This window comes from Microvirgula curvata (assembly GCF_054781615.1).
This window is the reverse complement of record NZ_BAAGUB010000004.1, coordinates 31692-58515: the sequence shown is the minus strand read 5'-3', so window position 1 is coordinate 58515 and position 26824 is coordinate 31692. Positions and strand designations below refer to the sequence as shown.

27 protein-coding genes are annotated in these 26824 nt (G+C 64.4%); 20 read left to right on the top strand and 7 right to left on the bottom strand.

All coding sequences use genetic code 11. The features are described 5' to 3' along the window. Positions 1-132 precede the first annotated feature (132 nt). Positions 133-1224, bottom strand: coding sequence for a redox-regulated ATPase YchF (ychF, locus tag ACYVG8_RS02420; RefSeq protein ID WP_028499559.1), 1092 nt, complete (start codon positions 1222-1224; stop codon positions 133-135). Positions 1225-1345: 121 nt separating this feature from the next. Continuing rightward, positions 1346-1960 (bottom strand): DedA family protein, encoded by a 615-nt coding sequence (locus ACYVG8_RS02415; protein ID WP_028499558.1) that lies wholly within the window; start codon positions 1958-1960, stop codon positions 1346-1348. Positions 1961-2076: 116 nt separating this feature from the next. Between ACYVG8_RS02415 and alr the strand changes: the two genes are divergently transcribed. Then, positions 2077-3159, top strand: coding sequence for an alanine racemase (gene alr / locus ACYVG8_RS02410; RefSeq protein WP_199905565.1), 1083 nt, complete (start codon positions 2077-2079; stop codon positions 3157-3159). Positions 3160-3218: 59 nt separating this feature from the next. On the opposite strand, the gene ACYVG8_RS02405 is transcribed toward alr, so the two are convergent. Continuing rightward, positions 3219-3983, bottom strand: a complete 765-nt coding sequence (locus ACYVG8_RS02405) for an IclR family transcriptional regulator (protein WP_028499556.1) — start codon at positions 3981-3983, stop codon at positions 3219-3221. Between the two features lie 165 nt (positions 3984-4148). On the opposite strand from ACYVG8_RS02405, the gene ACYVG8_RS02400 reads away from it, so the two are divergent. From ACYVG8_RS02400 to ACYVG8_RS02355, 10 genes are all read left to right on the top strand, one after another. Then, on the top strand, positions 4149-5336 hold the full coding sequence (locus tag ACYVG8_RS02400) for an acyl-CoA dehydrogenase (protein WP_107889263.1): 1188 nt from the start codon (positions 4149-4151) through the stop codon (positions 5334-5336). 15 nt (positions 5337-5351) lie between these two features. Then, positions 5352-6542 carry a CaiB/BaiF CoA transferase family protein gene (locus ACYVG8_RS02395; RefSeq protein ID WP_107889264.1) on the top strand — a complete coding sequence of 397 codons (1191 nt, stop codon included), beginning with the start codon at positions 5352-5354 and terminating at the stop codon, positions 6540-6542. Between the two features lie 167 nt (positions 6543-6709). Next, positions 6710-8329 (top strand): electron transfer flavoprotein-ubiquinone oxidoreductase, encoded by a 1620-nt coding sequence (locus ACYVG8_RS02390; RefSeq protein ID WP_036386181.1) that lies wholly within the window; start codon positions 6710-6712, stop codon positions 8327-8329. A gap of 108 nt (positions 8330-8437) precedes the next feature. Further along, the gene (locus ACYVG8_RS02385) at positions 8438-9184 is read left to right on the top strand and encodes a Nif3-like dinuclear metal center hexameric protein (protein WP_460744968.1); all 747 of its coding nucleotides are present in this window, start codon (positions 8438-8440) and stop codon (positions 9182-9184) included. Positions 9185-9547: 363 nt separating this feature from the next. Further along, on the top strand, positions 9548-10132 hold the full coding sequence (gene petA / locus ACYVG8_RS02380) for a ubiquinol-cytochrome c reductase iron-sulfur subunit (protein WP_028499551.1): 585 nt from the start codon (positions 9548-9550) through the stop codon (positions 10130-10132). 16 nt (positions 10133-10148) lie between these two features. Beyond that, the gene (locus ACYVG8_RS02375) at positions 10149-11480 is read left to right on the top strand and encodes a cytochrome b (RefSeq protein ID WP_028499550.1); all 1332 of its coding nucleotides are present in this window, start codon (positions 10149-10151) and stop codon (positions 11478-11480) included. Positions 11481-11494: 14 nt separating this feature from the next. Next, positions 11495-12256: a cytochrome c1 gene (locus ACYVG8_RS02370; RefSeq protein WP_028499549.1), complete on the top strand. Its 762-nt coding sequence runs from the start codon at positions 11495-11497 to the stop codon at positions 12254-12256. Positions 12257-12433: 177 nt separating this feature from the next. Next, positions 12434-13036 (top strand): glutathione S-transferase N-terminal domain-containing protein, encoded by a 603-nt coding sequence (locus ACYVG8_RS02365; RefSeq protein WP_028499548.1) that lies wholly within the window; start codon positions 12434-12436, stop codon positions 13034-13036. A gap of 5 nt (positions 13037-13041) precedes the next feature. After that, positions 13042-13476, top strand: coding sequence for a ClpXP protease specificity-enhancing factor (locus ACYVG8_RS02360; RefSeq protein WP_028499547.1), 435 nt, complete (start codon positions 13042-13044; stop codon positions 13474-13476). 65 nt (positions 13477-13541) lie between these two features. Beyond that, complete coding sequence (locus ACYVG8_RS02355) at positions 13542-13856, top strand: cupin domain-containing protein (RefSeq protein WP_051528905.1); 315 nt, start codon at positions 13542-13544, stop codon at positions 13854-13856. 310 nt (positions 13857-14166) lie between these two features. Here ACYVG8_RS02355 and ACYVG8_RS02350 read toward each other — a convergent pair whose 3' ends face one another. The 3 genes from ACYVG8_RS02350 to ACYVG8_RS02340 are packed head-to-tail and all read right to left on the bottom strand — an operon-like array spanning position 14167 to position 15663. Next, positions 14167-14619, bottom strand: coding sequence for a DUF3592 domain-containing protein (locus tag ACYVG8_RS02350; RefSeq protein WP_107889267.1), 453 nt, complete (start codon positions 14617-14619; stop codon positions 14167-14169). After that, complete coding sequence (ruvX, locus tag ACYVG8_RS02345; RefSeq protein WP_028499546.1) at positions 14616-15077, bottom strand: Holliday junction resolvase RuvX; 462 nt, start codon at positions 15075-15077, stop codon at positions 14616-14618. The genes ACYVG8_RS02350 and ruvX overlap by 4 nt, the downstream gene beginning before the upstream one ends. 25 nt (positions 15078-15102) lie before the next feature. Beyond that, a complete protein-coding gene (locus tag ACYVG8_RS02340; protein WP_028499545.1) occupies positions 15103-15663 on the bottom strand; it encodes a YqgE/AlgH family protein in 561 nt (186 codons plus the stop codon). Positions 15664-16018: 355 nt separating this feature from the next. On the opposite strand from ACYVG8_RS02340, the gene gabT reads away from it, so the two are divergent. The 5 genes from gabT to ACYVG8_RS02315 all read left to right on the top strand — a co-directional run bounded on the left by gabT (position 16019) and on the right by ACYVG8_RS02315 (position 21022). Next, complete coding sequence (gene gabT / locus ACYVG8_RS02335) at positions 16019-17299, top strand: 4-aminobutyrate--2-oxoglutarate transaminase (RefSeq protein ID WP_028499544.1); 1281 nt, start codon at positions 16019-16021, stop codon at positions 17297-17299. A gap of 71 nt (positions 17300-17370) precedes the next feature. Next, positions 17371-18831 carry an NADP-dependent succinate-semialdehyde dehydrogenase gene (gene gabD / locus ACYVG8_RS02330; protein ID WP_460744967.1) on the top strand — a complete coding sequence of 487 codons (1461 nt, stop codon included), beginning with the start codon at positions 17371-17373 and terminating at the stop codon, positions 18829-18831. Positions 18832-18971: 140 nt separating this feature from the next. Further along, the gene (locus ACYVG8_RS02325) at positions 18972-19619 is read left to right on the top strand and encodes a hypothetical protein (RefSeq protein WP_199489805.1); all 648 of its coding nucleotides are present in this window, start codon (positions 18972-18974) and stop codon (positions 19617-19619) included. A 54-nt stretch (positions 19620-19673) separates the two neighbouring features. Further along, on the top strand, positions 19674-20333 hold the full coding sequence (locus ACYVG8_RS02320) for a hypothetical protein (RefSeq protein ID WP_199905566.1): 660 nt from the start codon (positions 19674-19676) through the stop codon (positions 20331-20333). After that, the gene (locus ACYVG8_RS02315; protein ID WP_028499540.1) at positions 20330-21022 is read left to right on the top strand and encodes a hypothetical protein; all 693 of its coding nucleotides are present in this window, start codon (positions 20330-20332) and stop codon (positions 21020-21022) included. Before ACYVG8_RS02320 ends, ACYVG8_RS02315 begins: the two co-directional genes overlap by 4 nt. A gap of 103 nt (positions 21023-21125) precedes the next feature. Here the strand turns inward: ACYVG8_RS02315 and gor are convergent, their stop codons facing one another. Next, a complete protein-coding gene (gor, locus tag ACYVG8_RS02310; RefSeq protein ID WP_281660367.1) occupies positions 21126-22475 on the bottom strand; it encodes a glutathione-disulfide reductase in 1350 nt (449 codons plus the stop codon). A gap of 276 nt (positions 22476-22751) precedes the next feature. Between gor and ACYVG8_RS02305 the strand changes: the two genes are divergently transcribed. Genes ACYVG8_RS02305 through ssuD form a run of 4 tightly spaced genes read left to right on the top strand, consistent with a single transcriptional unit; the run spans position 22752 to position 26822 of the window. Beyond that, positions 22752-23861, top strand: a complete 1110-nt coding sequence (locus ACYVG8_RS02305) for an acyl-CoA dehydrogenase family protein (protein WP_460744966.1) — start codon at positions 22752-22754, stop codon at positions 23859-23861. Positions 23862-23872: 11 nt separating this feature from the next. Beyond that, positions 23873-25000, top strand: coding sequence for an acyl-CoA dehydrogenase family protein (locus ACYVG8_RS02300; protein WP_460744965.1), 1128 nt, complete (start codon positions 23873-23875; stop codon positions 24998-25000). A 55-nt stretch (positions 25001-25055) separates the two neighbouring features. After that, entirely contained in the window at positions 25056-25628 is a 573-nt protein-coding gene (gene msuE / locus ACYVG8_RS02295; RefSeq protein WP_028499538.1) for an FMN reductase, read from the top strand. Between the two features lie 45 nt (positions 25629-25673). Next, positions 25674-26822 (top strand): FMNH2-dependent alkanesulfonate monooxygenase, encoded by a 1149-nt coding sequence (gene ssuD / locus ACYVG8_RS02290; protein WP_028499537.1) that lies wholly within the window; start codon positions 25674-25676, stop codon positions 26820-26822. The last annotated feature ends 2 nt before the right edge of the window (positions 26823-26824 follow it).

Sequence of the window (26824 nt, the reverse complement as noted above, 5' to 3'; positions counted from 1 at the left end):
CCGGCCCCACACCCGGCTCACGTCGGGATTTCAACGACCGCCCTGGACAGAAATAAACAAAAACCCCCGCAAAGCTCAATCATTGCGGGGGTTTTGTCGTCCACCGGCATCCGGTGGCATCCATGCTCAGGCTCAGACGTTGAACAGGAAGTTCATCACGTCGCCATCCTGCACCACGTATTCCTTGCCTTCCGAGCGCATCTTGCCGGCTTCCTTGGCCTTGGCTTCGCCGCCGCAGGCGATGAAGTCGGCGTAGGAGATGGTCTGCGCGCGGATGAAGCCGCGTTCGAAGTCGGTGTGGATGACGCCGGCCGCCTGCGGCGCGGTGTCGCCGACGTGGATGGTCCAGGCGCGGACTTCCTTTACCCCGGCGGTGAAGTAGGTCTGCAGGCCGAGCAGCTGGTAGCCGGCGCGGATCAGCCGGTTCAGGCCCGGTTCGGCCAGGCCGAGGCTGTCGAGGAATTCCTGCTTGTCGGCATCGTCGAGGTCGGCGATTTCCGATTCAATCGAGGCACAGACCGCCACGACCGGTGCGCCTTCCTTGCTGGCAAAGGCCTTCAGGCGGTCGAGGTAGTCGTTGTTCTCGAAGCCGTCTTCGGCCACGTTGGCGACGTACATTGCCGGCTTGATGGTCAGCAGGCAGAACGGGCGGACCAGTTCGACGTCTTCCGGGTCCAGGCCGAGGCTGCGGGCCGGCAGGCCGGCGTCGAGATGGGCGCGGACCTTTTCCAGCACGGCGATCAGGCGGATCGCGTCCTTGTCGCCGCTCTTGGCCTTCTTGCCGTCACGGGTGATGGCCTTTTCGACCGTCGACAGGTCGGCCAGCGCCAGTTCGGTGCCGATGGTTTCAATGTCGGAGATCGGGTCGATCTTGCCGGCGACGTGGACGATATTGTCGTCGTCGAAGCAGCGCACCACGTTGACGATGGCATCGGTTTCGCGGATGTTGGCCAGGAACTGGTTGCCGAGGCCTTCACCCTTGCTGGCGCCGGCCACCAGACCGGCGATGTCGACGAATTCGACGATGGCCGGCTGAACCCGCTGCGGCTTGACGATCTTCGACAGTTCGTCGAGGCGCGGATCGGGCACTTCGACGATGCCGACGTTCGGTTCGATGGTGCAGAACGGGTAGTTCGCCGCTTCGATGCCGGCCTTGGTCAGCGCGTTGAACAGCGTGGACTTGCCGACGTTGGGCAGGCCGACAATGCCGCATTTGAGGCTCATGGTGTGTCCTTCGTCACGAGGGGCGGGCAAGCGGGCGACGCGCACGGGCGCATCGGCTTGCCGGCCGGAGTTCGACAAAGGCGCGATTGTAACACCCCCGGCGGGGCGTACCGCTTGCGCGTCAGCAGTCGGCCTTGCGTTTGCGCTTGCGCCACCAGACGGCGAACAGCGCCACCGCAATGACCGCCATCAGCGCATACAGGCCGTGCTGGCCGCGCGACACCATCTGCATCAGCCATTCGCGGTTGTTGGCGCCGAAGTGGCCGAGGTAGACCCAGATCGGCACGCTGATCAGCGCGGCAAGGCCGTCAAGCAGCAGGAAGCGCCAGAACGGGATGCGCCGCGACATGCCGGCAGTCAGGAAAATCGGGGTGCGCAGGCCGGGCAGGAAACGGGCGACGAACAGCACCCAGTTGCCGTAACGGGCAAATTTCTGCTGTACCATCCTGAACCGTTGTGGCGTGAGGATGCGACGGACGAACTTGAACCGGCGCACGCGCGGACCGTACAGGCGACCGATCATGAACATGGTCGAATCGCCCGCCAGTACGCCGGCCATGCCGACCAGGAACATCGTGTGTTCGTTGGTGTAACCGAGGCCGGAGATGATGCCGCCGGCAACCAGCGTGACGTCCTCGGGAATCGGTACGCCAAAACCGCACGCCAGCAGCACCAGGAACACGGCTGCATAGCCGTACCCGGTAAAAAAGTCGATCAGCGTTTGCAGTATGTCCATGCTTGGCGTTGGTTGAAATATTAAACGTTTTGTTTAAAAAAGCACCGCTCCAGCGGAGATGGTTGATACTATCACACCGCGTGTTGCCCCCTGCTTATCGAGATTTGCCCTACATCATGACCCGTCCGATTCAAGCGACGATAGATCTCGCCGCCATCCGTCAGAATTACCTGCTTGCCAAACGTCTGGCCCCCAACAGTTTTGCCTTCGCCGTCATCAAGGCTGATGCCTACGGGCACGGCTACTTGCGTGTCGCGCAGGCGCTCGCGCCGGTGGCCGACGGCTACGGGCTGATCAATATCGAGAACGCGCTGGCAATGCGCGAGGCCGGCATCACCCAGCCGATCCTGCTGCTGGAAGGCTGCTTCGACCGCGAGGAAGTCGACGTCGCCGTGGCGAACGGGCTGTGGGTGCCGGTGCATTCCGCCTTCCAGCTCGACTGGCTGCGCGCGCTGCCGGCCGCTGGCCGGCCGCTGGACGTGTTCATCAAGATCAACACCGGCATGAACCGGCTCGGCTTCCGGCCGGAGCAGGCCGCCGACGTGCTGGCCCGGCTGCGACAACTGCCGCAGGTCAAGGTGCGCGGGCTGATGACCCACTTCGCCACCGCCGATGACGACGAAGGCATCGAACCGCAGCTGCTGCGCTTCGACGCCGTCAATGCCAGACTGGATCTGCCGTGCTGCGTGGCCAACTCGGCCGCGACACTGCGCTACGACGTGGCGCGGCGCGAGTACGTGCGACCGGGCATCATGCTGTACGGCGCGAGCCCGTTTGCCGACCAGTCGGCCGAACAGCTCGGCCTGGCACCGACCATGAAGCTGGAAGCGGAAATCATCGGCGTGCAGGAACTGCAGCCGGGCGACCGGGTTGGCTATGGTGCACGCTTTACCGCGTCGCAGCCGATGCGCATAGGTGTTGTCGCCTGCGGCTATGCCGACGGCTACCCGCGCATCGCCCGTGCCGGCACGCCGTGCGTGGTCGACGGCGTCCGTACCCGGCTGGTCGGCCGGGTGTCGATGGACATGCTGACCATCGATCTCGATCCGGTGCCGCAGGCCGGCGTCGGCAGCAAGGTCACGCTGTGGGGTGGCGACGGCCTGTCGATCGACGAAGTGGCCGCCGGCGCCGACACGATCGGCTATGAGCTCATGTGTGCGCTGGCCGCGCGCGTGCCGGTGGTGGTGGTCGGCGAATAATAAGTCTTGTCTGAAGCCGGGCTTGCCCGGTTTTTTTGCGTCCGTCGTTCGGTGCCGGATCAGGCGCGGCCGGACAGGCGGTCGGCCAGCGCGACCAGATCCGGGGCGATGTCCTGCTCCATCCGTTCCTGGCTGATCTGGTAGGCCGGGCTGCTGGCGTTGATCGCCAGCTTGGGCTGGCCCTGCAGCATCGGCGCGATCGGCACCCCGACCGCCACCACCTCATCGTCGTAATCGCCATAGGACGAGGTAAAGCCGCGCTGGCGGTACTGGGCCAGGGCGGTTTCGATGCGGGCCGCTTCGGCCGGCCATGCCTCGCCGTAGTGCTGCCCGAGCCGCGCAAACACCCGGTCGCGTTCGGCCGCCTCCAGCCCCGCCAGCCAGGCGCGGCCGATGGCGGTGCGGGTCATCGGCACATGCGAGCCGACCGACAACTGCACTGTCACCCGCGCGCTGCTGCGCGTGCATTCCAGATAGACCATCTCCACTCCGTCATCGGTTGCCAGGCTGCATGACACCTGATGACGGTCGGCGAACTCGCGCATCAGTGGCGCGGCCAGCGTGCGCAGCTCGAAGCGGTTCAGTTGTGCGGCGGCCAGCGCCAGCACGCGGAAGCCGAGGGTATAGCCATTGTCGACCGCATTCAGATAGCCGAGCTGGGTCAGGGTGTAGGTCAGCCGCGACACAGTCGATTTCGGCAGACCGGTGCGGCTGGCCAGTTGCAGATTGGTCATGCGTGCGGCGGTGCCGTCGAAGGCGGACAGCACATCCAGGCCGCGCGCCAGCGCGGTTACGAAAAGTCGGTCTTTGTCGGTATCGGTCATGGTCGGCAAAAAAAGGGGGGAGAGACGGGGCAAGGGCTTTGACAGTCACCGGTGCCGAGGGTATCTTGATTCCACATATTAGAACAAAGTTCCGCCTGGCGGAATTAAATTTGTCGGACGCCCCGCACCGGGGCAGGCGAAATCCTCTGCAAAGGAGTAAATCACATGGCTGCAACGCAAAACCGGGCCCCGTTCCAGTGGGATGACGCCCTGCTGCTGGAAGCGGAACTGACCGAAGAAGAACGCATGGTGCGCGACAGCGCGCACGCCTACTGCCAGGAACGGCTGCTGCCGCGTGTCCGCCAGGGCTTCCGTGACGAGCGCTTCGACCGCGAAATCATGAGCGAGATGGGGGAACTGGGCCTGCTGGGCTGCACCATCGACGGTTACGGCTGCGCCGGCCTGTCACACGTGGCCTACGGACTGATCGCCCGCGAAGTCGAGCGGGTCGATTCCGGCTACCGCTCGGCGATGAGCGTGCAGAGCTCGCTGGTCATGCATCCGATCTGGGCCTACGGTTCCGACGAGCAGAAGGACCGCTATCTGCCGAAGCTGGCCAGCGGCGAGTGGGTCGGCTGCTTCGGGCTGACCGAGCCGGACGCCGGCTCCGATCCGGCCGGGATGAAGACCCGTGCCCGTCGTGTCGACGGCGGCTATCTGCTGTCGGGCAGCAAGATGTGGATCACCAACAGCCCGATCGCCGACGTGTTCGTGGTCTGGGCCAAGGATGACGACGGCGAGATCCGCGGCTTTATCCTCGAAAAGGGCATGCCGGGGCTGTCGGCACCGAAAATCGAAGGCAAGTTCTCGCTTCGTGCGTCGATCACCGGCGAAATCGTCATGGACGAGGTCCAGGTGGCGGATGCGCAGCTGTTGCCGAACGTCAAGGGCCTGAAAGGGCCGTTCGGCTGCCTGAACAAGGCCCGCTTCGGCATCGCCTGGGGGGCAATGGGCGCTGCCGAGTTCTGCTGGCATGCTGCCCGCCAGTACACGCTGGACCGCAAGCAGTTCGGCCGCCCGCTGGCCGCCAACCAGTTGATCCAGTTGAAGCTGGCCAATATGCAGACCGAAATCAGCCTCGGGCTGCAGGCCGCGCTGCGGGTCGGCCGGCTGCTGGACGAAGGCCGCGCCGCGCCGGAAATGATCTCGCTGATCAAGCGCAACAACTGCGGCAAGGCGCTGGACATTGCCCGCGTCGCGCGCGACATGCATGGCGGCAACGGCATCAGCGATGAATACGGCGTGATCCGTCACATGCTGAACCTTGAGGCGGTCAACACCTACGAGGGCACCCACGACGTGCACGCGCTGATTCTCGGTCGCGCGCAGACCGGCATCCAGGCCTTTTCCTGAGCGCAAGGAGTTCACATGTCCGGTCCGCTTTCCGGCATCAGGGTGCTCGATCTGTCCCGCGTGCTGGCCGGCCCCTGGGCCAGCCAGACGCTGGCTGATCTCGGCGCCGATGTGGTCAAGATCGAACGTCCCGGCAGCGGGGACGATACCCGCCACTGGGGCCCTCCCAACCTCGACGACGGCACGGCGGCCTATTTCCTGGCCGCCAATCGCGGCAAGCGCTCGGTCACGGTCGACATCAGCCGGCCGGAAGGCCGCGAGCTGGTGGCGCGTCTGGCGGCCGAGGCCGATGTGCTGCTGGAAAACTACAAGGTCGGCGGGCTGCGCAAGTACGGCCTCGACTATGACAGCCTGAAGACGGTGAACCCGCGGCTGATCTACTGCTCGATTACCGGCTTCGGCCAGACCGGGCCGTATGCACAGCATGCCGGTTATGACTACATCGTCCAGGGCATGTCGGGGCTGATGAGCATCACCGGCCCTGCCGACGGCGAGCCGCACAAGGTCGGGGTGGCGGTGACCGACCTGTTTACCGGCATGTACGCGGTCAGTGCCATTACCGCCGCGCTGTACGGGCGGGAAAAGAGCGGCCACGGCGAGCGGATCGATCTGGCGCTGTTCGACTGCGCCCTGACGATGCTGGCCAACGTCAACATGAACTGGCTGGTCGGCGGCAAGACCCCGCCGCGACTCGGCAATGGTCACGCCAATATCGTGCCCTACCAGGTCTTTGCCGCCAGTGACGGCCATTTCATCCTGGCCTGCGGCAACGACAGCCAGTTTGCGCGTGTCGCCGAGCAGGTCGGGCTGCCGGCACTGGCGCAGGACGACCGCTTCGCCACCAACCCGCAGCGGGTCGCCCATCGCGAACTGCTGGTGCCGCAACTGGCCGAAGTGTTCGCCACCCGTGGCCGCGATGAATGGCTGGCGCGACTCGATGCGGCCGGCGTGCCGTGCGGACCGATCAATACCGTCGACGAGGCCTTTGCCGATCCGCAGATTGTCGCGCGCGGTCTGCGCGCCGATCTGGTCGACGGTCATGGCCGGGCCGTGCCGCAGGTCGTGAGTCCGATCAGGCTGGAGGTCGAGCCGCTGGTTTATCATCGCGCGCCGCCGGCCCTGGGCGAGCACACCGGTGAGGTACTGGCGGAACTCGGCTATTCCGGGGACGAGGTGGCAAGGCTGCGGGCGCAGGGCGTGATCTGAAACGCCGCATTCGCTATGCGATTTTTTGTGTAAGCGGCCGGCTCCGGCCGCTTTATCATAGCGGGTTGAATAAAAAGTCAAACGCTCGTTTGACTCATTTGCCGATAGCATGCAATAGTTGCCGAAACCCGAAAAGCATGAAGGAGTCGCGCGTGGAACGCGAATACATGGAATACGACGTGGTGATCGTCGGTGGCGGCCCGGCCGGGCTGTCCAGCGCGATTCGCCTCAAGCAGCTCGCTGCCGAGAACGGCCGCGAGATTTCCGTCTGCCTGCTGGAAAAGGGCTCGGAAATCGGTGCCCACATTCTGTCCGGCGCGGTGATCGAGACCCGCGCCCTCGACGAACTGATCCCCGACTGGAAAGACAAGGGTGCGCCGCTGAATACGCCGGCGACCGCCGACCGTTTCCTGTATCTGACCGAAACCGGCTCGCGTGCGCTGCCGACGCCGCCGCAGATGCACAACGACGGCAATTACATCGTCAGTCTGGGCAACTTCTGTCGCTGGCTCGGCGAACAGGCCGAGGCGCTGGGCGTGGAAATCTACCCGGGCTTTGCCGCCGCCGAAGTGCTGTACCACGAGGACGGCTCGGTCAAGGGCGTGGCGACCGGCGACATGGGGCTGGACCGTGAAGGCAACCGCACCGATGCGTGGGAAGCCGGCATGGAATTGTGGGCCAGACAGACCATCTTCGCCGAAGGCTGCCGTGGCTCGCTGACCAAGACGCTGTTCGAGCGCTTCAAGCTGCGTGATGGCGTCGAGCCGCAGACCTATGGCATCGGCATCAAGGAACTGTGGGAGGTCAAACCGGAGCTGCATCAGCCGGGTTCGGTCACCCACACCATCGGCTGGCCGATGAATACCAGCACCTATGGCGGTTCGTTTATCTATCACCTGGAAAACAACCAGGTGGTGGTCGGCTATGTGGTCGGTCTGGACTACCAGAACCCGCACCTGTCGCCGTTCGATGAATTCCAGCGCTTCAAGACCCACCCGGCCATCCGCGGCGTGTTCGAAGGCGGTCGCCGGCTGTCGTACGGCGCCCGCGCGCTGTCCGAGGGCGGCCTGCAGTCGGTGCCGAAGCTGACCTTCCCCGGCGGCGTACTGGTCGGCGATACCGCCGGCTTCCTGAACGTGCCGAAGATCAAGGGCACGCACACGGCAATGAAGTCCGCCATGCTGGCGGCCGACACGCTTTTCGCGCTGCTCGGCGACGAGAACGCCGGCAACGAAGCCACCGGCTATACCGCCGCCTACAAGGCGAGCTGGGTCCACGACGAACTGTACAGCGTGCGCAATGTGCGGCCGTCGTTCCAGTGGGGGCTGTGGCCGGCCATGATCTACTCGGCCATCGACACCTATCTGTTCCGTGGTCGCGCACCGTGGACGCTGCATCACAAGCATGCCGACCACGAGACGCTGAAACCGGCCAGCCAGATGCCGAAGATCGTCTATCCGAAGCCGGACAATGTGCTGACCTTCGACAAGCTGTCCAGCGTGTTCCTGTCCAATACCAATCACCGCGAGGACGAACCGATCCACTTGCGGCTGAAGGACCCGGGCGTGCCGATCCGCATCAACCTGGCGACATACGACGCCCCGGAGCAGCGCTACTGCCCGGCCGGCGTGTACGAGATCGTCGGGCAGGACACGGGGGAGCCCCGTCTGCAGATCAACTCGCAGAACTGTGTGCACTGCAAGACCTGTGACATCAAGGACCCGACCCAGAACATCAACTGGGTTACGCCGGAGGGTGGCGGCGGTCCGAACTATCCGAACATGTAACACTCCACGGATTGCCCGGCGACAACAGCGCCGGGCTTTTTTGCGCTTGGCCCGCCGGGTGTTGCACGGCACAATCCGGCCATTCCTTACCCTGACCCGGAGCCTGCCATGCTGCTCAGCGATCTCGTTTCCCGCCTTGATACCCTGCTGCAGCCGGGCGGGTTCAGGGACTATGCACCGAACGGCCTGCAGGTCGAGGGGCGCGGCGAAGTGCGGCGCATCGTCACCGGCGTGACCGCCAGCCAGGCGCTGATCGATGCCGCCATCGCCGATGGCGCCGATGCGCTGCTCGTCCACCATGGTTATTTCTGGAAGGGCGAGGACGCACGCGTGGTCGGCATCAAGCAGGCCCGGCTGAAGGCACTGCTGACGCACGACATCAGCCTGATCGCCTACCACCTGCCGCTTGATGCGCATGCCGAGCTGGGCAACAACGCCGGGCTGGGCCGTGCGCTGGGCCTGGAGGCCGACGGGCAGACCGGTGAACAGAACCTGCTGTGGTACGGACGCAATGCAGACGGCGCGACGCTGGCCGGGTTTGGCGCGCGTATCGGGCAGGTGCTGGGCCGCACGCCGCTGCTGATCGGCGAGGCCGACCGGCCGCTGCGCCGGCTGGCCTGGTGCACCGGCGGCGCGCAGAGCTATTTCCAGGAGGCGATTGCGCTGGGGGTCGACGCGTTCGTGACCGGCGAGGCTTCCGAATACTGCTGCCACCTGGCCCGCGAGAGCGGCGTGGCCTTTATCGCCGCCGGCCACCATGCGACCGAGCGCTTTGGCGCGCAGGCGCTGGCCGGCTGGCTGCACGGCCAGGACGGGCTGAATACCCGCTACGTCGACATCGACAATCCGGTCTGACAGGCAGACGGTCGACCGGATGCCGCCCGGCCGGCCTTTCTCCTTCAGCCATCTGTCACTGTAGGACATCCTGGATCAAGGGCAGGGCAAAAAACTGTAAGCCCGCTTTAAGCAATCCGGGTATTCAGTTAGAATCGCGGGGTTTAAGAGCCTGCAGACAAACCCGGCCCTGGAAAACCGGCGAGCGCCAGCGAGGTCCCCTCGCGCCGCCGAGGGCGGAGGGCGTCGGAATGAATCAGGCAGACTGCCGCCACCCGCGGGATTTTCACCAGTCCGGCCTGTGCCGGTACCGCCGGGGCGGCAAGCCCCAACTTTGTCAGCAGTCTGAGTTTAAGCTCCATATCTTGTTTGAGGATCAACACAATGAGTGAGCCGCAAGTGGACAACGGCCGTCGCCGCTTCCTGACGGTAGCTACCGCCGCAGCCGGCGGGGTCGCCGCCATCGGCGTTGCGACGCCGTTTCTGCTGAGCTTCTTCCCGTCCGAACGTGCCAAGGCAGCAGGCGCGCCGGTCGAGGTCGACATCAGCAAGCTGGAGGCAGGGCAGAAGATCAACGTCGAATGGCGTGGCAAACCTGTCTGGGTGATGAATCGTACGGAAGAGCAGATCAAGAGTCTGCCGAAGAACGATCCGAAGCTGGCCGACCCGAAGTCCGAGGTGCCGCAGCAGCCCGAGTACTGCAAGAACGCCACGCGTTCGATCAAGCCGAACCTGCTCGTTGCCGTGGGTATCTGTACCCACCTGGGCTGTTCGCCGACCTTCCGTCCGGACCTCGCGCCGGCCGACCTCGGTCCGGAGTGGCTGGGTGGCTTCTACTGTCCGTGCCACGGGTCGAAGTTCGACCTCGCCGCCCGGGTGTTCAGTGGCGTGCCTGCCCCGACCAATCTGGAAATTCCGCCACATAAATATCTTTCCGACGCGGTGATTCTCATCGGCGACGACAAGTAAATAAGAGGCGAAACACATGAGCAAGCAACAAGCGGTTCTGGATTGGATTGACGCGCGCTTCCCGCTGACGTCGACCTGGAAGGCGCACGTCTCCGAATACTACGCGCCGAAAAACTTCAACTTCTGGTACTTCTTCGGGTCGTTGGCCATGCTGGTTCTGGTGATCCAGATCCTGACCGGCATCTTCCTGACCATGAACTACAAGCCGGACGCGGCCACCGCGTTCTTCTCGGTCGAATACATCATGCGCGACGTGGCGGGCGGCTGGATCATCCGCTACATGCACTCGACCGGCGCGTCGATGTTCTTCGTCGTGGTCTATCTGCACATGTTCCGTGGCCTGATCTACGGCTCGTACAAGCAGCCGCGCGAACTGGTGTGGGTGTTCGGTACCCTGATCTTCCTCTGTCTGATGGCCGAAGCCTTCATGGGCTACCTGCTGCCGTGGGGCCAGATGTCGTTCTGGGGCGCCCAGGTGATCGTGAACCTGTTCGGTTCGATCCCGGTGATCGGCCCGGACCTGTCGGTCTGGATCCGGGGTGACTACGTGGTGTCGGACGCCACGCTGAACCGCTTCTTCGCCCTGCACGTGATTGCCGTGCCGCTGGTGCTGCTGGGTCTGGTGGTCGCCCACCTGATCGCGCTGCACGAAGTCGGCTCGAACAACCCGGACGGCGTCGAAATCAAGAAGAACAAGGACCCGGAGACGCACATCCCGCTCGACGGCATCCCGTTCCACCCGTACTACACCGTCAAGGACATCCTCGGCGTGGTCGTGTTCCTGATCGTGTTCAGCGCCATCGTGTTCTTCGCGCCGACGCTGCCGATCGGGCACAACAGCTACTTCCTGGAAATGCCGAACTTCGATCCGGCCGATCCGCTGAAGACGCCGCCGCACATTGCGCCGGTCTGGTACTTCACGCCGTTCTACGCCATCCTCCGCGCGATCCCGTCCTTCCTGGGTACCCAGGTCTGGGGTGTGATCGGCATGGGTGCCGCCGTGGTGCTGATTGCCTTCCTGCCGTGGCTTGACCGCTCGCCGATCAAGTCGATCCGCTACCGTGGCCCGAAGTTCAAGTTCATGCTGGTGCTGTTCCTGATCAGCTTCTTCGGCCTGGGCATCCTCGGTGCGATGCCGGCAACCAGCGAACGCACGGTGATCTCGCAGGTGCTGTCGTTCGTGTACTTCATGTTCTTCCTCGCCATGCCGTTCTACACCCGGAACGATGTCGGCTCGGTGCCGGTCCCGTCCCGCGTGACGGAAACCAACGGCAAGCGCCAACTGATGTTCGTGGTGTACTGGCTGGTGGCCATCGGCGGCGCGACACTGTTCGCCAAACTGGTCTGATCGAGGGGATAACGATGAAAATGCAATTCCGTCACCTGATCGCCGCACTGGCCTTCATCCTGCCGACCACGGCCGTCATGGCCGCCGGCGAAGGCCCGGAGCTCGAAAAGGCGCCGATCAACGTCCGCGATGTGGAAAGCCTGCAACGCGGTGCGCAGATCTTCACCAACTACTGTCTGTCGTGCCACAGCGCACAGGCGATGCGGTTCAATCGCCTGCAGGACATCAACCTGTCCGAAGAGCAGATCAAGAGCAACCTGATGTTCACCACCGACAAGATTGGCGACACGATGCACGCCGCCATGCCGGTCAAGGACGCCAAGGAATGGTTCGGCGCTGCGCCGCCGGACCTGTCGGTCATCGCCCGTTCGCGCGGCGCCGATTACCTGTACGCCTACCTGCGTGGTTTCTACCGTGACGACACCCGTCCGACCGGCTGGAACAACCTGGTGTTCGACAAGGTCGGCATGCCGCATGCACTGTGGCAATGGCAGGGCGACCAGGTTCTGCAAACGGTCAAGGGCAAGGACGGCAAGGACGAGCACAAGCTGGCCCTGGTCAAGGCCGGTTCCATGACCAAGCTGGAAAACGGCAAGGCCGATACGCGCGAGTTCGACCAGCGCATGGCCGACCTGACCAACTACCTGGTGTGGATGAGCGAACCGGTCCAGACCAAGCGTGAACAGATCGGCTATGTCGTGCTGATGTTCCTCGCGCTGGTCATGCTGCCGCTGGCCTACCTGCTGAAGAAGGAATACTGGAAGGACGTCCACTAAGGGCATTCTCCGGTAACAGTCGGCAATTCATGACAGACGGGTTTTTTGACCCGTCTGTTTTGTTTTTCAAATCAAGGGTTTGACGACTTGTGGTGGCAGTGCCGGAGAGCGGAGTGCTAGAATTCCCGCCATCCAGGCCTGTATGGCCCACATGACGTCTAGAGGATCTCCGTATTTATGATGACGCTTTATTCCGGCACCACCTGTCCTTTCAGCCATCGTTGCCGCATCGTGTTGTTCGAAAAGGGCATGGACTTCGAAATCAAGGAAGTCGACCTGCTGAACAAGCCTGAAGACCTGGCGGTGATGAACCCGTACAACGAAGTGCCGGTGCTGGTCGAACGCGACCTGATCCTCTACGAGTCGAACATCATCAACGAGTACATCGACGAGCGCTTCCCGCACCCGCAACTGATGCCGGCCGACCCGATCATGCGCGCCCGTGCCCGCCTGTTCCTGCATCGCTTCGAGCAGGAACTGTTCATCCACGTGAAGACGCTGGAAGGCTCGCCGAAGAAATCCGAAGCCGAAAAGGCCCGTGAAGGCATCCGCGACGGCCTGACCACCATCGCGCCGGTGTTCGCCAAGCAGAAGTTCATGCTCGGCGACGACTTCTCGATGATCGATGTCGCCGTGGCCCCGCTGCTGTGGCGTCTGGAAAGCTATGGCATCGACCTTGGCCGCGCCGCCGCGCCGATCCTCAAATACTCGGAACGGATCTTCACCCGTCAGGCGTTCATCGACTCGCTGACGCCGGCCGAAAAAGCCATGCGCAAGTGAGTCCCATGACGACATCGACCAAGCCCTATCTGATCCGCGCACTGTGGTCGTGGTGCGTGGACAACGGCTACACGCCGCACCTGGCCGTCTGGGTGGACGAGCGCACGCAGGTACCGCGCCAGTTCGTGCGCGACAACGAGATCGTGCTGAATATCGGCAACACCGCCACGCACGGCCTCGATATCGGCAACGACTGGATCACGTTCTCCGCCCGTTTCGGCGGTGTGGCGCATGCGATCCGGGTGCCGGTCGGCAACGTGGTGTCGGTCTTCGCCCGGGAAACCGGCGAGGGCATGGGGTTCGAGCTCGAAGTCGACGAGACGCCGGAGCGCCCGGCATTGCAGGCGGTAGAGGATCGTGATGACGATCCGACGCCTCCTGCCGGTCCGGATGCCGGCGGCACGCCGCCGGCCAGAGGCAAGCTGCGCATCGTCAAATAGGACGATGCCTGTCCATTTTCAAACCGGGTCCGTCGTGGCCCGGTTTTTTCTTGGGAGTACACACGATGAACGATCTCTCCATCGAGGTCAGCGACCTGCGCACGCTGGCATCCGGACTGGATGTCGACAGCGACTACCTGCTGGCCCGGGTCACCGAAGGCGATCTGCTGCTGCTGAACTACCGGCCACAGGCTGCGGCGTTTCCGGACGAGCAGCACGTGGTGTCCGAGCGCATCGTGGTGCTGGCCGGCCGCGTCGCGCTGGAGACCGCGCAGCAGCGGGTCGAGATGGCAGCCGGCCAGATGGCCTGTATTCCGCCCGGACTCAGCCACCACTATGCGGCTGACAGCGACGGGCAGGTGCTGGTGCTGTTCGGCTGACCGGTTTTTCTGTTGCGCAAAAAATAAGCAGGATGAGAATTGTTCATGTTGGTCAATGACTTGTCTGACTTGTCCACAGCACGTCCCCAACCCTGTCCCCGCCGATAGTGGATGAAGTCAGAGGGAACTTGTCCACAGTTCTGGCTGACCGCCAATTCCATTGGCATGGCTGACAGGGGCTTGTGCAAAAAACAGACAGCAACGGGAAGATGAAGCGATTTCAATGAGATAGCAGAGTTTTCCACAGGCAGTCCCCTGCGCCATCCCCGTTGCCGGGGGATGAACCGGCATTGCTGTGGAAAACCGGCGTTCAGCCGGCGACCAGCACGGCGATGGCGATGACGGCGACCAGAATGGCCATGGCCATGCCGGCCCAGACGGTCCAGTGGCGGCCGGCCTCCAGCACGCTGTCGGCCGGGTTGGCCGGATTCACGTGCACGCGCACCGGCTGACCCGCCGGATAGCGGGCGGCAATGGCGGCTTCGCCGGCCTCGTTGTCGCTGTAGCCGGGCTCGGGATAACGGCGGCGGCTGGCATCGTACTGCCGGCCGTTCAGCGTGTAGCGATAGTGGATCACCGCCTTGTAGTCCCACTGCCGTGCCGCGCTGCCGCGGGCGGCGCGGGTCTCGACCCGGCTGTCGAGCACGCTGCCGGTCACCTGCGGCCAGTCGAGTGCGGCGGCGGCCTTGCTGCCCTGGCGATGAATCATCAGTGCGCCAAGCAGACCGCCGAGGGCCAGCGCCAGCAGCACCAGCGTCCTCATTCGCGTTCCTCGCTGCCGCCCTTCACATCGAGCGCTTCGCCGCCGCCATCAAAATAGGTCTGCAGGATCAGCTGGGCGGCGATCTGGTCTAGGGCCGGCTTCTGCCTGCGGCCGCGCAGGCCGGCTTCCCTGAGCATTTCTTCCGCGACCAGCGAGGTGTGGCGTTCGTCGACCAGAAACACCGGCAGGCCGAAACGACCGTGCAGGCGCTGGGCAAAACGCCGCGCCAGACGGGTCATTTCGTGCGGGGTACCGTCGGCATGGGTCGGCAGGCCGACCACCAGCCCTTCCGGCTGCCAGTCATGCAGCAGGGTGGCGATGCGGGCAAAGCGTTCGTCGTTGTTCGGGGTCGCCAGCGTTTCCAGCGGATGGGCCAGGGCCACCAGGCGTTCGCCGACGGCAACGCCGATGCGGACTTCGCCAAAGTCGAAGCCGAGATAAGTTCCGTTCATGATCATTTCCTGCAGGACGTCTGGCCCTGCATCAGGCGTGCCCGGCCTGGCCGAACAGCGCCAGCGGATCGAAGCCCAGCAGCTTCATGGCGGCGTCGTAGCGGTCTTCCGGCGGCAGGTCGAAGGCGATGCGCATGTCGGCCGGCACGGTCAGCCAGCCGTTGTGCGACAGCTCATGTTCCAGCTGGCCGGCTTCCCAGCCGGCGTAGCCGAGCGTGACGATAAAGCGCTCCGGTCCCTGACCCTTGCCGGTATCGGTCAGGATGTCCTTCGACGTGGTCATGGCGACATCGTCGGTGACGGTCAGCGTCGACTGCCAGTTGCCGATCGGCTCATGCAGCACGAAGCCGCGATCGGACTGCACCGGCCCGCCGTAGTAGACCGGCAGGTCGGCAAACTGCGGCTGGTCCAGCGTCAGACCGATCTGCCGGTACAGCGTCGCCATGGTCATGTCGGACGGTCGGTTGATCACCATCCCCATGGCGCCGCGCTCCGAGTGCTCGCACAGATAGACCACGGCGCGGGCGAAGAACGGGTCGTCCATGTGCGGCATGGCGATCAGAAAATGGTGGGAGAGGGAGAATTCGCTCATGTCTCGATTATGGCATGAGCGGGCCGCATTGGCGGTGGAACGCGCACGCGGAAAACCGCATGCCGGAGCGTTTAATTTTTTTGCCGCACCCTGTGGTTATTTTCTAAACACGTGATTACAATCTTCGACACTTGTTGCAGACTTGTCTGACAATAAACGCCGATTTGGCGAAATTTCAGTGCCATAAGTGCTGAAGTGTTGACCAAAACAGGCCATGTCAAGGTTTTGCATGAGAAAAACACCATCAAACGCTTAAAAAATTAAACACGCGCCGAGATGGTTGTCATGAGTCGCCGATCCGGCCTTTACCTGCGAAAGATCCGGCGGGCCTGCCCGCCGCCAGGAGAGATACAAGATGAGCAAGAATGCTGAACTTCAAGCCCGCAAAGATGCCGCCACGCCGCGTGGCGTCGGCGTCATGTGTGGTTTTTATGCCGACCATGCCAAGAATGCCGAAATCTGGGATGTCGAAGGCAACCGCTATATCGACTTCGCCGGCGGCATCGGCGTACTGAACACCGGCCACCTGCACCCGAAAGTGGTCGCGGCAGTCGATGCCCAGTCGAAGAAGTTCTCGCACACCTGCTACCAGGTCGTTCCGTACGAGCTGTACGTCGATGTGGCAGAAAAGATCAATGCCCTTACCCCGGGCAAGCACGCGAAGAAGACCGCCTTCTTCAGCACCGGCGCAGAAGCAGTGGAAAACGCGGTCAAGGTCGCCCGCGTGGCCACCGGCCGTGCCGGTGTGATCGCCTTCTCCGGCGCCTTCCACGGCCGCACCATGCTCGGCATGGCGCTGACCGGCAAGGTCGCGCCGTACAAGCTGGGCTTCGGTCCGTTCCCGGGCGACGTCTATCACGTGCCGTACCCGAACCCGTTCCATGGCGTGTCCAGCGAAGATGCCCTGCAGGCGCTGAAGGGGCTGTTCAAGTACGAAATCGACCCGAAGCGCGTCGCTGCGATCATCATCGAACCGGTGCAGGGCGAGGGCGGTTTCAACGTCACCCCGTACGATTTCCTGCGCGAACTGCGCAGCCTGTGTGACGAACACGGCATCCTGCTGGTCGCCGATGAAGTCCAGTCCGGCTTTGCCCGTACCGGCAAGATGTTCGCCATCGAGCATTCCGGCGTGCAGCCGGACCTGGTGACCATGGCCAAATCGCTGGCCGGCGGTTACCCGCTGTCCGCGCTCAGCGGCCGTGCCGAACTGATGGATGCGGCGGCTCCCGGCGGCCTTGGCGGCACCTATGCCGGCAGCCCGCTGGCGCTGGCCGCCGCGCAGGCCGTCATCGACGTCATCGCCGAAGAGAAGCTGTGCGAACGCTCGGTCCGCCTCGGTGACCAGCTGCGCGAACGCGTGAACGGGCTGAAGAGCCGCGTGCCGCATATCGCCGACGTGCGCGGTCTGGGCGGCATGGTCGCCCTCGAAATCATGAAGCCGGGCACGCACGAGCCGGACGCCGATTTCACCAAGAAGGTCCAGCAGCACGCCCTGGCCAATGGCCTTATCCTGCTGACCTGCGGCATGTACTACAACGTAGTTCGCTTCCTGTTCCCGCTGACCATCGAAGATGCGGTGTTCGACGAAGCGCTGGGCAAGCTCGAAGCGGCCCTGCTGCACGCGGCAAACGCCTGAACCCGAGTCCGTCCGCCGGCCCCGCGCGGGGCCGGCGTGTCGTTGTGGCCAACACGAGAGAGAGAATCCATATGCTGAACCTGAAAGATCCGGGACTGTTGCGCCAGCAGTGCTATGTGAACGGACAGTGGCTGGACGCCGACAACGGCGAAACCCTGCCGGTCACCAATCCGGCCACCGGCGAAGTGGTCGCCCGCGTGCCGCGCATGGGGGCGGCGGAAACCCGGCGCGCGCTGGAAGCGGCCAATGCCGCCTGGCCGGCGTGGAAGAAGAAGACCGCCAAGGAACGCGCCGGCATCCTGCGCAAATGGTTTGACCTGATGATGGCGGCGCAGGATGACCTCGCGGCCATCCTGACTGCCGAACAGGGCAAGCCGCTGGCCGAAGCCCGGGGCGAGATCGCCTACGGCGCCAGCTATATCGAATGGTATGCCGAGGAAGCCCGGCGCATTTACGGCGATACCATCCCGACCCATCAGAACGACAAGCGCGTGCTGGTGATCAAGGAGCCAATCGGCGTATGTGCTGCCGTGACGCCGTGGAACTTCCCGAATGCCATGATCACGCGCAAGGCCGCCCCGGCACTGGCCGCCGGCTGCCCGATCGTGGTCAAACCGGCCAGCCAGACCCCGCTGTCGGCGCTGGCGATTGCCGAACTCGCCCACCGCGCCGGCGTGCCGGCCGGCGTGTTCAGCGTCATTACCGGCTCGGCCGCTGCCATCGGCGGTGAAATGACCGCCAGCGACCTGGTGCGCAAATTCAGCTTTACCGGCTCGACCGAAATCGGCCGCGAACTGATTGCCCAGTGTGCCGGCACGGTCAAGAAAGTGTCGATGGAACTCGGCGGCAATGCGCCGTTTATCGTCTTCGACGATGCCGATCTCGATGCCGCCGTCGAAGGCGCCATGATCAGCAAGTACCGCAACGCCGGCCAGACCTGCGTCTGCGCGAACCGGCTGTACGTGCAGGCCGGCGTCTACGACGCGTTTGCCGAGAAGTTCGCCGCCGCCGTGGCCGGACTGAAGATTGGCGACGGCGCGTCCGCCGGCATCACCCAGGGCCCGCTGATCGACGAGAAGGCGGTCGAGAAGGTCGAGGAGCATATCGCCGACGCCGTGGCCAAGGGCGGCAAGGTCATTGCCGGCGGCAAGCGCCATGCGCTGGGCCACAGCTTCTTCGAGCCGACCATCGTGACCGGCGTGACCCAGGACATGAAGGTCGCCCGCGAGGAAACCTTCGGCCCGCTGGCTCCGCTGTTCAGGTTCGACACCGAGGCCGACGTCATCCGGATGGCCAACGATACCGAATTCGGCCTGGCGAGCTATTTCTACAGCCGCGATATCGGCCGCATCTTCCGTGTCGGCGAAGCGCTCGAGTACGGGATGGTCGGCATCAACACCGGCGTGATCTCGAACGAAGCCGCACCGTTCGGCGGCATCAAGCAGTCCGGCCTTGGCCGTGAAGGCTCGAAGTACGGCATCGAAGACTACGTCGAGATCAAGTACCTGCTGCTGGCCGGGCTGGATCGCTGATCAGCGCATTGCGCTTTACCTTCAAGGGCCGTCATGGCCCTTTTTCCTTGTTTTCCGCTCTGAAAGGCGGCGGCGTCCTCCACACTTGACAACGCAACGCCTGATGGTGACAGTGTGTCCATTGTCCATGGACTGTGGGCGTGCTGGTTGTGACGAATATGAAGAGTCAAGATGTCTTTTTGTTGCTCAAGCTGGTCGCCCTTGGGCGACATGAAGGTACGGGCAGCGGATATGACTACCCTGCGGACGACCAGTCAGTGGCGTGGTCACGGGATATCGAGGGCGGGGAGCCTGTCGATGATCCCGGGGCGGGGGAAGCGCCCTTTGGCCGGTATAGTGCAAGAGGACTTGCCCGGCTCACTGGCATAGGCAAATCAGAGGTCAGCAATGTGATGTCCCGCTGCTTTTTCAGCGGGCTCGCCAGACCCGGCAGAAAAGGCGAGCCTCCAGCAGTCAACACAAGGGCATTGCTGGAGTTTCTCGTTTACGGTATCCGCTATGTTTTCCCGGTCAGGATGCAGGAGACCACGCGCGGAATCGCAACCTGTCTTACCGCGCCGATTTTTCAGGGCAAGTTGCATTCGGGAGACGCGGTTCCGGTATGGCCATACGCAAAAGGCAACGCTGCAGGCCCGGCCGTGGCGCCCCTTTACAAAACAGTCCCGATGGCGGTGATTCACGATGCGGAACTGTATGCCATGCTGGCCGCGGTAGACTCGATCCGGCTTGGGTTGCCCAGGGAACGCAGCCTGGCTATTGCTGAACTCGAAAAATTGCTTCGAGGCTGAAAAATGGCAAGTCGGGCAAACCACGTTGCGATGATAACTGCTGTGGCACAAGCAATGGGCCAGGAACTGTGCAATGAGGTTGCTTTTGTCGGGGGATGCACCACGGCACTATTCGTGACAGACACCTATTCTCAAGGGCAGGTCCGACATACTGACGACGTTGATCTGATTGTTCACGTGATCAGCACTGTCGGATGGCACGTGCTGGTCGAGAAGCTGCGCAGCAAGGGATTCAGGGATTCCCTTGTCTCCAGTGAGGATCCTGTCTGCGCCATGCGGCTGGGAGAACTGCGCGTTGATTTTATGCCGGACGATGCAAGCGTCCTGGGCTTTACGAATCAGTGGTACCGGGACGCCTTCCTGAAAGCAGAGCCATATGTGCTGCCTGCTCAACTCACTATCCGGCTGATACCGCCAACATACTTCATGGCTACAAAGCTTGAAGCATACCTGCAGCGTGGAAATGATGATCCGATAGAGAGCCGGGATATTGAAGACATCCTGACGCTGATTGATGGTCGCACGGAATTGATCGGTGAAATACTGGATGCTCCCGCCGCACTGAGGGCGTATGTCGGTACACAGATGGCGGCACTGCAAATGCACCGGGATTTCGACTATGCAGTTCAAGCTGCAGCCAATAACGACAGATCAAGAGAAGAGGCGCTGTTTGACCGTATCCGGCTGATTGCCGTTCAAGGCCGCGGCGCATGAATGGCGCCCGGCGGTACGGTTTTCACTGGGCCAGCGTCAAGGGCACAGAACAAAATGAGAACCGTGATGCCGGGGGGCTATATGCCAGTGACGCCTACACTTTTGCCATCATCATGGATGCTTCGGGCAAGGGGAACGATGCGTCTTTGTTCAATGCCATCTGGCTGGACGCCTTGTTGAAACAGCTACCTGAGCACCCTCCTTCCGCTGACCGCGTCATCGGCATGATGCAGGAGGCCAGACAACCTCTTCGCCAGGCGAAGTTGTTCCAGGAAAGAGCGTGTTTTGCTGCATTGCTCATTCCTCATGACGATCATCCCTGCACCGCATTTGTTTGCGGAGATTGCCGGGTCGGGTCACAGGAAAAGGGGCAGCAAGAACAGTGGCAGACCCCTGTGCATACCCTTGAGGCCGCTCTTGCGCAGGCAGGCCGGTCACCGGATCGTCATCTTGTGACCCGAGTGCTCAAAGCTTGCCGGCTTGCCACTCCCGAGGTGATGGAGCTCAGTCAGACAGGGGGACAAGCCTGGGTTCTTTCCACGGATGGTTATTGGGACCTTCGCCGGACCAGGGAAAAGCGGCCTGCAGATGATTGCAGCTATTTGCGGTTAAGCCCGGGAGGGCCATCGCAGCAGCACGGTGACAACTTCCGTCGTGCCGGCCTGTATGCGCAGTGGTCGTCGGATTGACCACAAGCATGCCGTGATGTCATCCCGGGGGGCGGTGTCCTCATGGCCGGGACCGGGAAAACCCCGGGTTGCTCACGCAGGCCAATGAGTACTCAATGAATACTCAGCGCATCGTCACCCATTCCTCGGCGGCGGACGGGTGCAGTGCGATGGTGCGGTCGAGGTCGGCCTTGGTCGCGCCCATGCCGATCGATACCGCCAGCAACTGGATCATCTCCGCCCCGCCTTCGCCGAGCACATGGGCGCCGACCACCCGGTCGGTTTCGCCGTCGACCAGCAGCTTCATCAGCATCGGTTCGTTGCTGGCGGCAAATGCGGTTTTCATCGGCCGGAAGCGGGCGCGATACACCTTCAGTGCCGGGTAGCGTTCGCGGGCGGCTTCCTCGCTCGGGCCGACCGTGCCGATTTCCGGGGTCGAGAACACCGCCGTGGGTACCAGTGAGTGATCGACAGTCGCCGGTCGCTGACCGAACACGCTGTCGGCAAAGGCCTGGCCTTCGCGGATGGCGACCGGGGTCAGGTTGACGCGGTCGGTCACGTCGCCGACTGCGTGGATCGACGGCACATTGGTGCACGATTGCGCATCGACCCGGATCTCCCCGTTCTTTCCGGTGGCCACGCCGGCCGCGTCCAGCCCGAGCTCGCCAGTGTACGGGCGGCGGCCGACGCACAGCATGACCACATCGGTCTCGACCGTGCTGCCGTCAGCCAGGGTGGCGCGCAGTCCGTCGGCGGTTTTCTCCAGCCGGGCCAGCGTGTTGTTCAGCAGCATGCGGATGCCGCGCTGGCGGTAGCTGTCTTCCAGCGTGGTGCGGATTTCCTCGTCAAAGCCGCGCAGCACGTGCGGGCCGCGATGCAGCAGTGCGGTGTTGACGCCAAGTCCGGCAAAGATGCCGGCGAATTCGATGGCGATATAGCCGCCGCCGACAATCAGGATGCGACGCGGCAACTGTTGCAGGTGGAACACCTCGTCCGAGGTGATGGCCAGTTCCTGGCCGGGGAAGGCCGGGCCGGCATGCGGCCGGCCACCGACGGCAATCAGGATATGGGCGGCGGTCAGGCGTTTGCCGCTGGTGCTCAGACGCACGGTGTGCGCATCTTCCAGTACGGCACGTTCGGCATGGATGGTGACGCCGGCCTGGTCGAGGTTGCGGCGGTACACGCTTTCCAGACGCGCGATCTCGGCATCCTTGTTCCGCAGCAGCGTCGGCCAGTCGAAGGCGGGCTTCGGCAGCTGCCAGCCATAGGCCGCGGCCTGTTCGAACTCGGCGGCAAAGCGGCTCGCATACACGAACAGCTTCTTTGGCACACAGCCACGGTTGACGCAGGTGCCGCCGAAATTCGCCTCTTCGGCGATGGCGACGCGTGCGCCGTGCTGACTGGCGACGCGTGCCGCGCGTACCCCGCCGGAACCGGCGCCGATGACAAACAGGTCGAGATCGTATTGAGCCATGGGGCGAGAGTCTCCCGGTGAAGGCCGCAAGGGCCGGTAGGTGGGGCCGGCATGCCGGAACGAGACCGAACGATAGCAGACCGGGCCGTCTGCCGACGACCGGCGCTGCTGCATTTCCCGCATCGGGGCCATGCCGCTGTACGGATCCGGACAGTGGCACTGTCCGGATCCGTACAGAGATCGGCGCGCGGAACGGGGAAAGGCTTATATAACAGAAGGTTGGGTTTCTGGCACGCAAGCTGCTGAACAGTTATCAGAAACTTGCCGGAGCCCCTGATGACCATCCGCGCCATCGAACCGATCGTCGACATCGCCGTGCACCTGATCCGCAGCGACGATGAAGCACTGGACACCGCCCGTACCCTGGCCGCGCAATTCGCGCCGGGGGCTGCCGTGCGCGACCGCGAGCGGCGCCTGCCATGGGACGAACTGGCGGCCATGACCCGCGCCGGGCTGTGGGCGGTGACCGTGCCGCGCGAGCACGGCGGTGCCGGGGTATCGCGCCAGACCCTGACCGCGATCTTTCGCACCCTGGCGGCGGCCGATCCGTCGATTGCCCGCATCCTGCTCGCCCATGTCGACACGCTGGAACGGCTGCGGACGGCGGGCGGGGCGCAACAGCGCCTGCTGTACCGCGAATTGCTGCAGGGACGGCATTTCGCCTCCGCGCCGGCCGGCACTGTCGATGGCGAACCGGATTCCGGCGGCGCGCTGCGTCTGAACGGCGAGCTGCACCAGGTCGCCGGCGCCGGCTTTGCCGAGTGGCTGGCGGTGCCGGCCCGGGACGCCCGGCAGCGGACGTGGCTGGCGCTGGTGCCACATAACGCGCATGGCCTCGATATCGAGGATGAAGCGGTGCCGGTCGGGCTGCGCACCGTCGCTGGCGGCACGCTGCGGCTGACGCAGGTCACGGTCGCGGCGAAGTGGGTGTTCGACCTCGACGGGGCGGCCCGGTCGCCATCGCCGGTGGCGCTGTATGCCGCTGCCATCGACGCCGGCATGGCGGCGGCCGCACTGGATGGCACCCGGTGCCGGCCGGGGGCGCAGACCGATGCGCTGCTGGCGACGATCGGCGAACTGCAGGTGCGGCTGTCTGCGGCGCAGACACTGCTGCGCCACGCTGCCCGCGCGCTGGATGCCGGCAACGACGCCGATGTGGCGGTGCTCCAGGCCCGGGTGCTGTGCGGCGATATCGCGCTGCGTGCGGTCGATGCGCTGTTCGAGCTGGCCGGGCCGGTCCCGGCTGTCGATGGCGATGACCGCGATCGCTGCTGGCGCGATGCCCGGGCCCATGCACAGTACGCGCCATCCGCCGACAGTTGCCGCCAGCTTGGCGAACGGCTGCTGGACCTGCCGTCTGCCGCGCCTCTCCGCGCCCCTTTCTGACTGGAATCCTCATGACCGTTTCTCCCGTACCCCGCCGCCGCCGTCGACCGGCGCCATCGACTGATACGGCATCCCGCGCCGATGACGCGCAGGCGCTCGATGCGGCGCGACAACTGGCATTGCGGCTGCAGGGCGGTGTCCCCGACGCGCTGGCGCAGTTCCGGGCCAGTGGGCTGGGCGGCGTGGCCGTGCCGAAGGCGTATGGCGGTGGTGGCGTCGGCAGCGGCACCCTGGCGCAGCTGATCCGTCTGCTGGCGGCCGGGGACCCGGCGCTGGCCCGTATCGCGCACAGCCACTACGCGGTGCTCGAAGTGTTGCGCGCCACCGGCAGCGAGCCGCAGAAACAGGCGTTTTTCCGGCGGGCGCTGGACGGCGAACGCTTTGCCGCCGCACTGGCGGAAACCGGTGTCGACGAGGTTTGCCGGATCGAAACCCGCATTCACTGCGTTGACGGTCGCTACCGCATCGACGGACGCAAGTGCGATGCCGGCGGCGCGGCGCAGGCCGACTGGGTGGCGCTGTCGGTCAGATCCGGCGATGGCAACCTGCTGCTGGCCTTTGTCCCGCGCGGCAGTGCCGGCCTGCGGGTCGAAGCGGATGGCGGCGTGGCGATCGACGAGGTCGAGGTCGGGCCACTGGCGGTGATTCCGTACCGGGTGGTGTTCGACACGCCGGGCCGGGTCGGACCGCTGGCCCAGCTGCTGCATGCTGCCATCGACCTTGGCATCGCCGATGCCGCCCTGGCGGACAGCGCCGCCGTCTTGCGCCATGACCATGATGCGCAGCGGCTGGCGCGCTTTGGCTGGCTCGGCGCCTGCCAGGCCGCTGCCGGTGCGCTGCTCGACGACGCGGCACTGCAGGTCGATGCGCTGACCGCCGTGCCGGGCCAGACCATTCATGATGCGGCCGCGCTGGCCGTCACGGCGGCGCGGGTGCTGTGCGCCGATCTGGCATCGCAGGCTGGCGCTGCCGTGTTCGAGCTGGCCGGTCGCCGCCTGCTGGCGGATGCCGCCCGCCCGGACCGGCACTGGCGCGACGCCCGTCGTCATGACACCGGTCGTCCCGCGCGACAACAGGCGCGCGTGATCGGCGACCACTGCCTGAATGGCACACCGCCTCCGCGCCATGGCGCGTACTGACCCCATCCCTCGCCACGGCCACGGGCCGATGGCTGCACCAACAGGAGTTCATGCCATGCAACACAGACTGAAAATCGCTGCCGTCATCGGCAGCTTCCAGCGCCCGTCCCGCACCGCCGCCCTGGTGGAAGCCCTGCTGGAGCGCTTTGCCGAGCGGCTGCCGGTCGATATCGATGTGATCGAAATCAGCGATATCGGCAAGGCACTCGGCGGCGCCTTTTCGGTATCGGCCCTGCCGGAGGCCGTACGCAGACAGTTTGCGGCCGTCGAATCGGCCGACTTCCTGATTGTCGCCGCTCCGGTGTTCCGCGGCACCTATCCGGGCCTGTTCAAGCACTTCTTCGATCTGGTTGGCCAGAACGCGCTGGTCGACACCCCGGTGCTGCTGGCCGCCACCGGCGGCAGCGACCGCCATGCGCTGGTGATCGATCACCAGTTGCGGCCGCTGTTCAGCTTCTTCCAGTCGCTGACGCTGCCGATCGGCGTGTACGGCACCGAAACCGACTTCAGCGACTACCGGGTCAGCAGCCCGGCGCTGCAGGCGCGCATCGACCTGGCGGTCGAGCGGGCCCTGCCGCTGCTGCGGGCCAGGCAGGCCCGGGGGGCGGCCGAGCTGCTGGCGGCCTGAATGACCTCACCCTTGTTCCCGACTTCCCCGATACAGAAAGCGACCATGCAGGTTTTCTGGTTTTTACCGACCCACGGCGACGGCCACTATCTGGGCACGTCGCACGGCGCCCGCCCGGTGACGCTGGCCTATCTGAAACAGATTGCCCAGGCAGCCGACGAACTGGGCTATTACGGCGTGCTGATCCCGACCGGGCGCTCGTGCGAGGATGCCTGGGTGGTGGCGTCCGCACTGGCGCCGCTGACCCGGCAACTGCGTTATCTGGTCGCCGTCCGGCCCGGCATCATTTCGCCGACGGTTTCGGCGCGGATGGCGGCGACGCTGGACCGGCTGTCCGGTGGCCGGCTGCTGATCAATGTCGTGACCGGCGGCGATCCTGACGAAGCGCAGGGCGATGGCGTGTTTCTCGACCATGGCCAGCGCTATGCGGCCGCGCGCGAATTCCTGCATATCTGGCGCCGCGTGCTGCAGGGCGAAAGCGTCGACTATGACGGGGAATACCTGAAAGTCAGAAAGGCCAGGGCGCTGTACCCGCCGCTGCAGCAGCCGTACCCGCCGCTGTACTTTGGCGGCTCGTCGGATGCGGCGCACGACCTGGCCGCCGAGCAGGTCGACGTGTACCTGAGCTGGGGCGAGCCGCCGCAGGCGGTGGCGGAGAAAATCGCCGACGTGCGCGCCCGCGCCCGGCGGCTCGGGCGCGAGGTGCGCTTCGGCATCCGCCTGCACGTCATTGTGCGCGAGACGGCCGCCGAAGCCTGGGCCGCCGCCGACAAGCTGATCGAGCAGGTGTCGGACGAGACGATCGCCGCCGCACAGCAGTCGTTCTCGCGCTTCGATTCGGAAGGGCAGCGGCGCATGTCGCAACTGCATGGCGGCCGCCGCGACCAGCTGGAAATTGCGCCGAACCTGTGGGCCGGCGTCGGGCTGGTCCGCGGTGGCGCCGGCACGGCGCTGGTCGGCGATCCGGAAACCGTGGCGGCACGCATTCTCGAATACGCGGCGCTCGGCATCGACAGCTTCATTTTCTCCGGTTACCCGCACCTGGAGGAAGCGTACCGCTTCGCCGAACTGGTGTTTCCGCTGCTGCCGCTGGGGCTGCGTGAGCGCGTGGCCAGCAGCGGCAACCTGACCGGCCCGTTCGGGGAAATGATTGCCAACGACATCGTGCCGATGCGCGAACGCCCTGCAGCCTGACG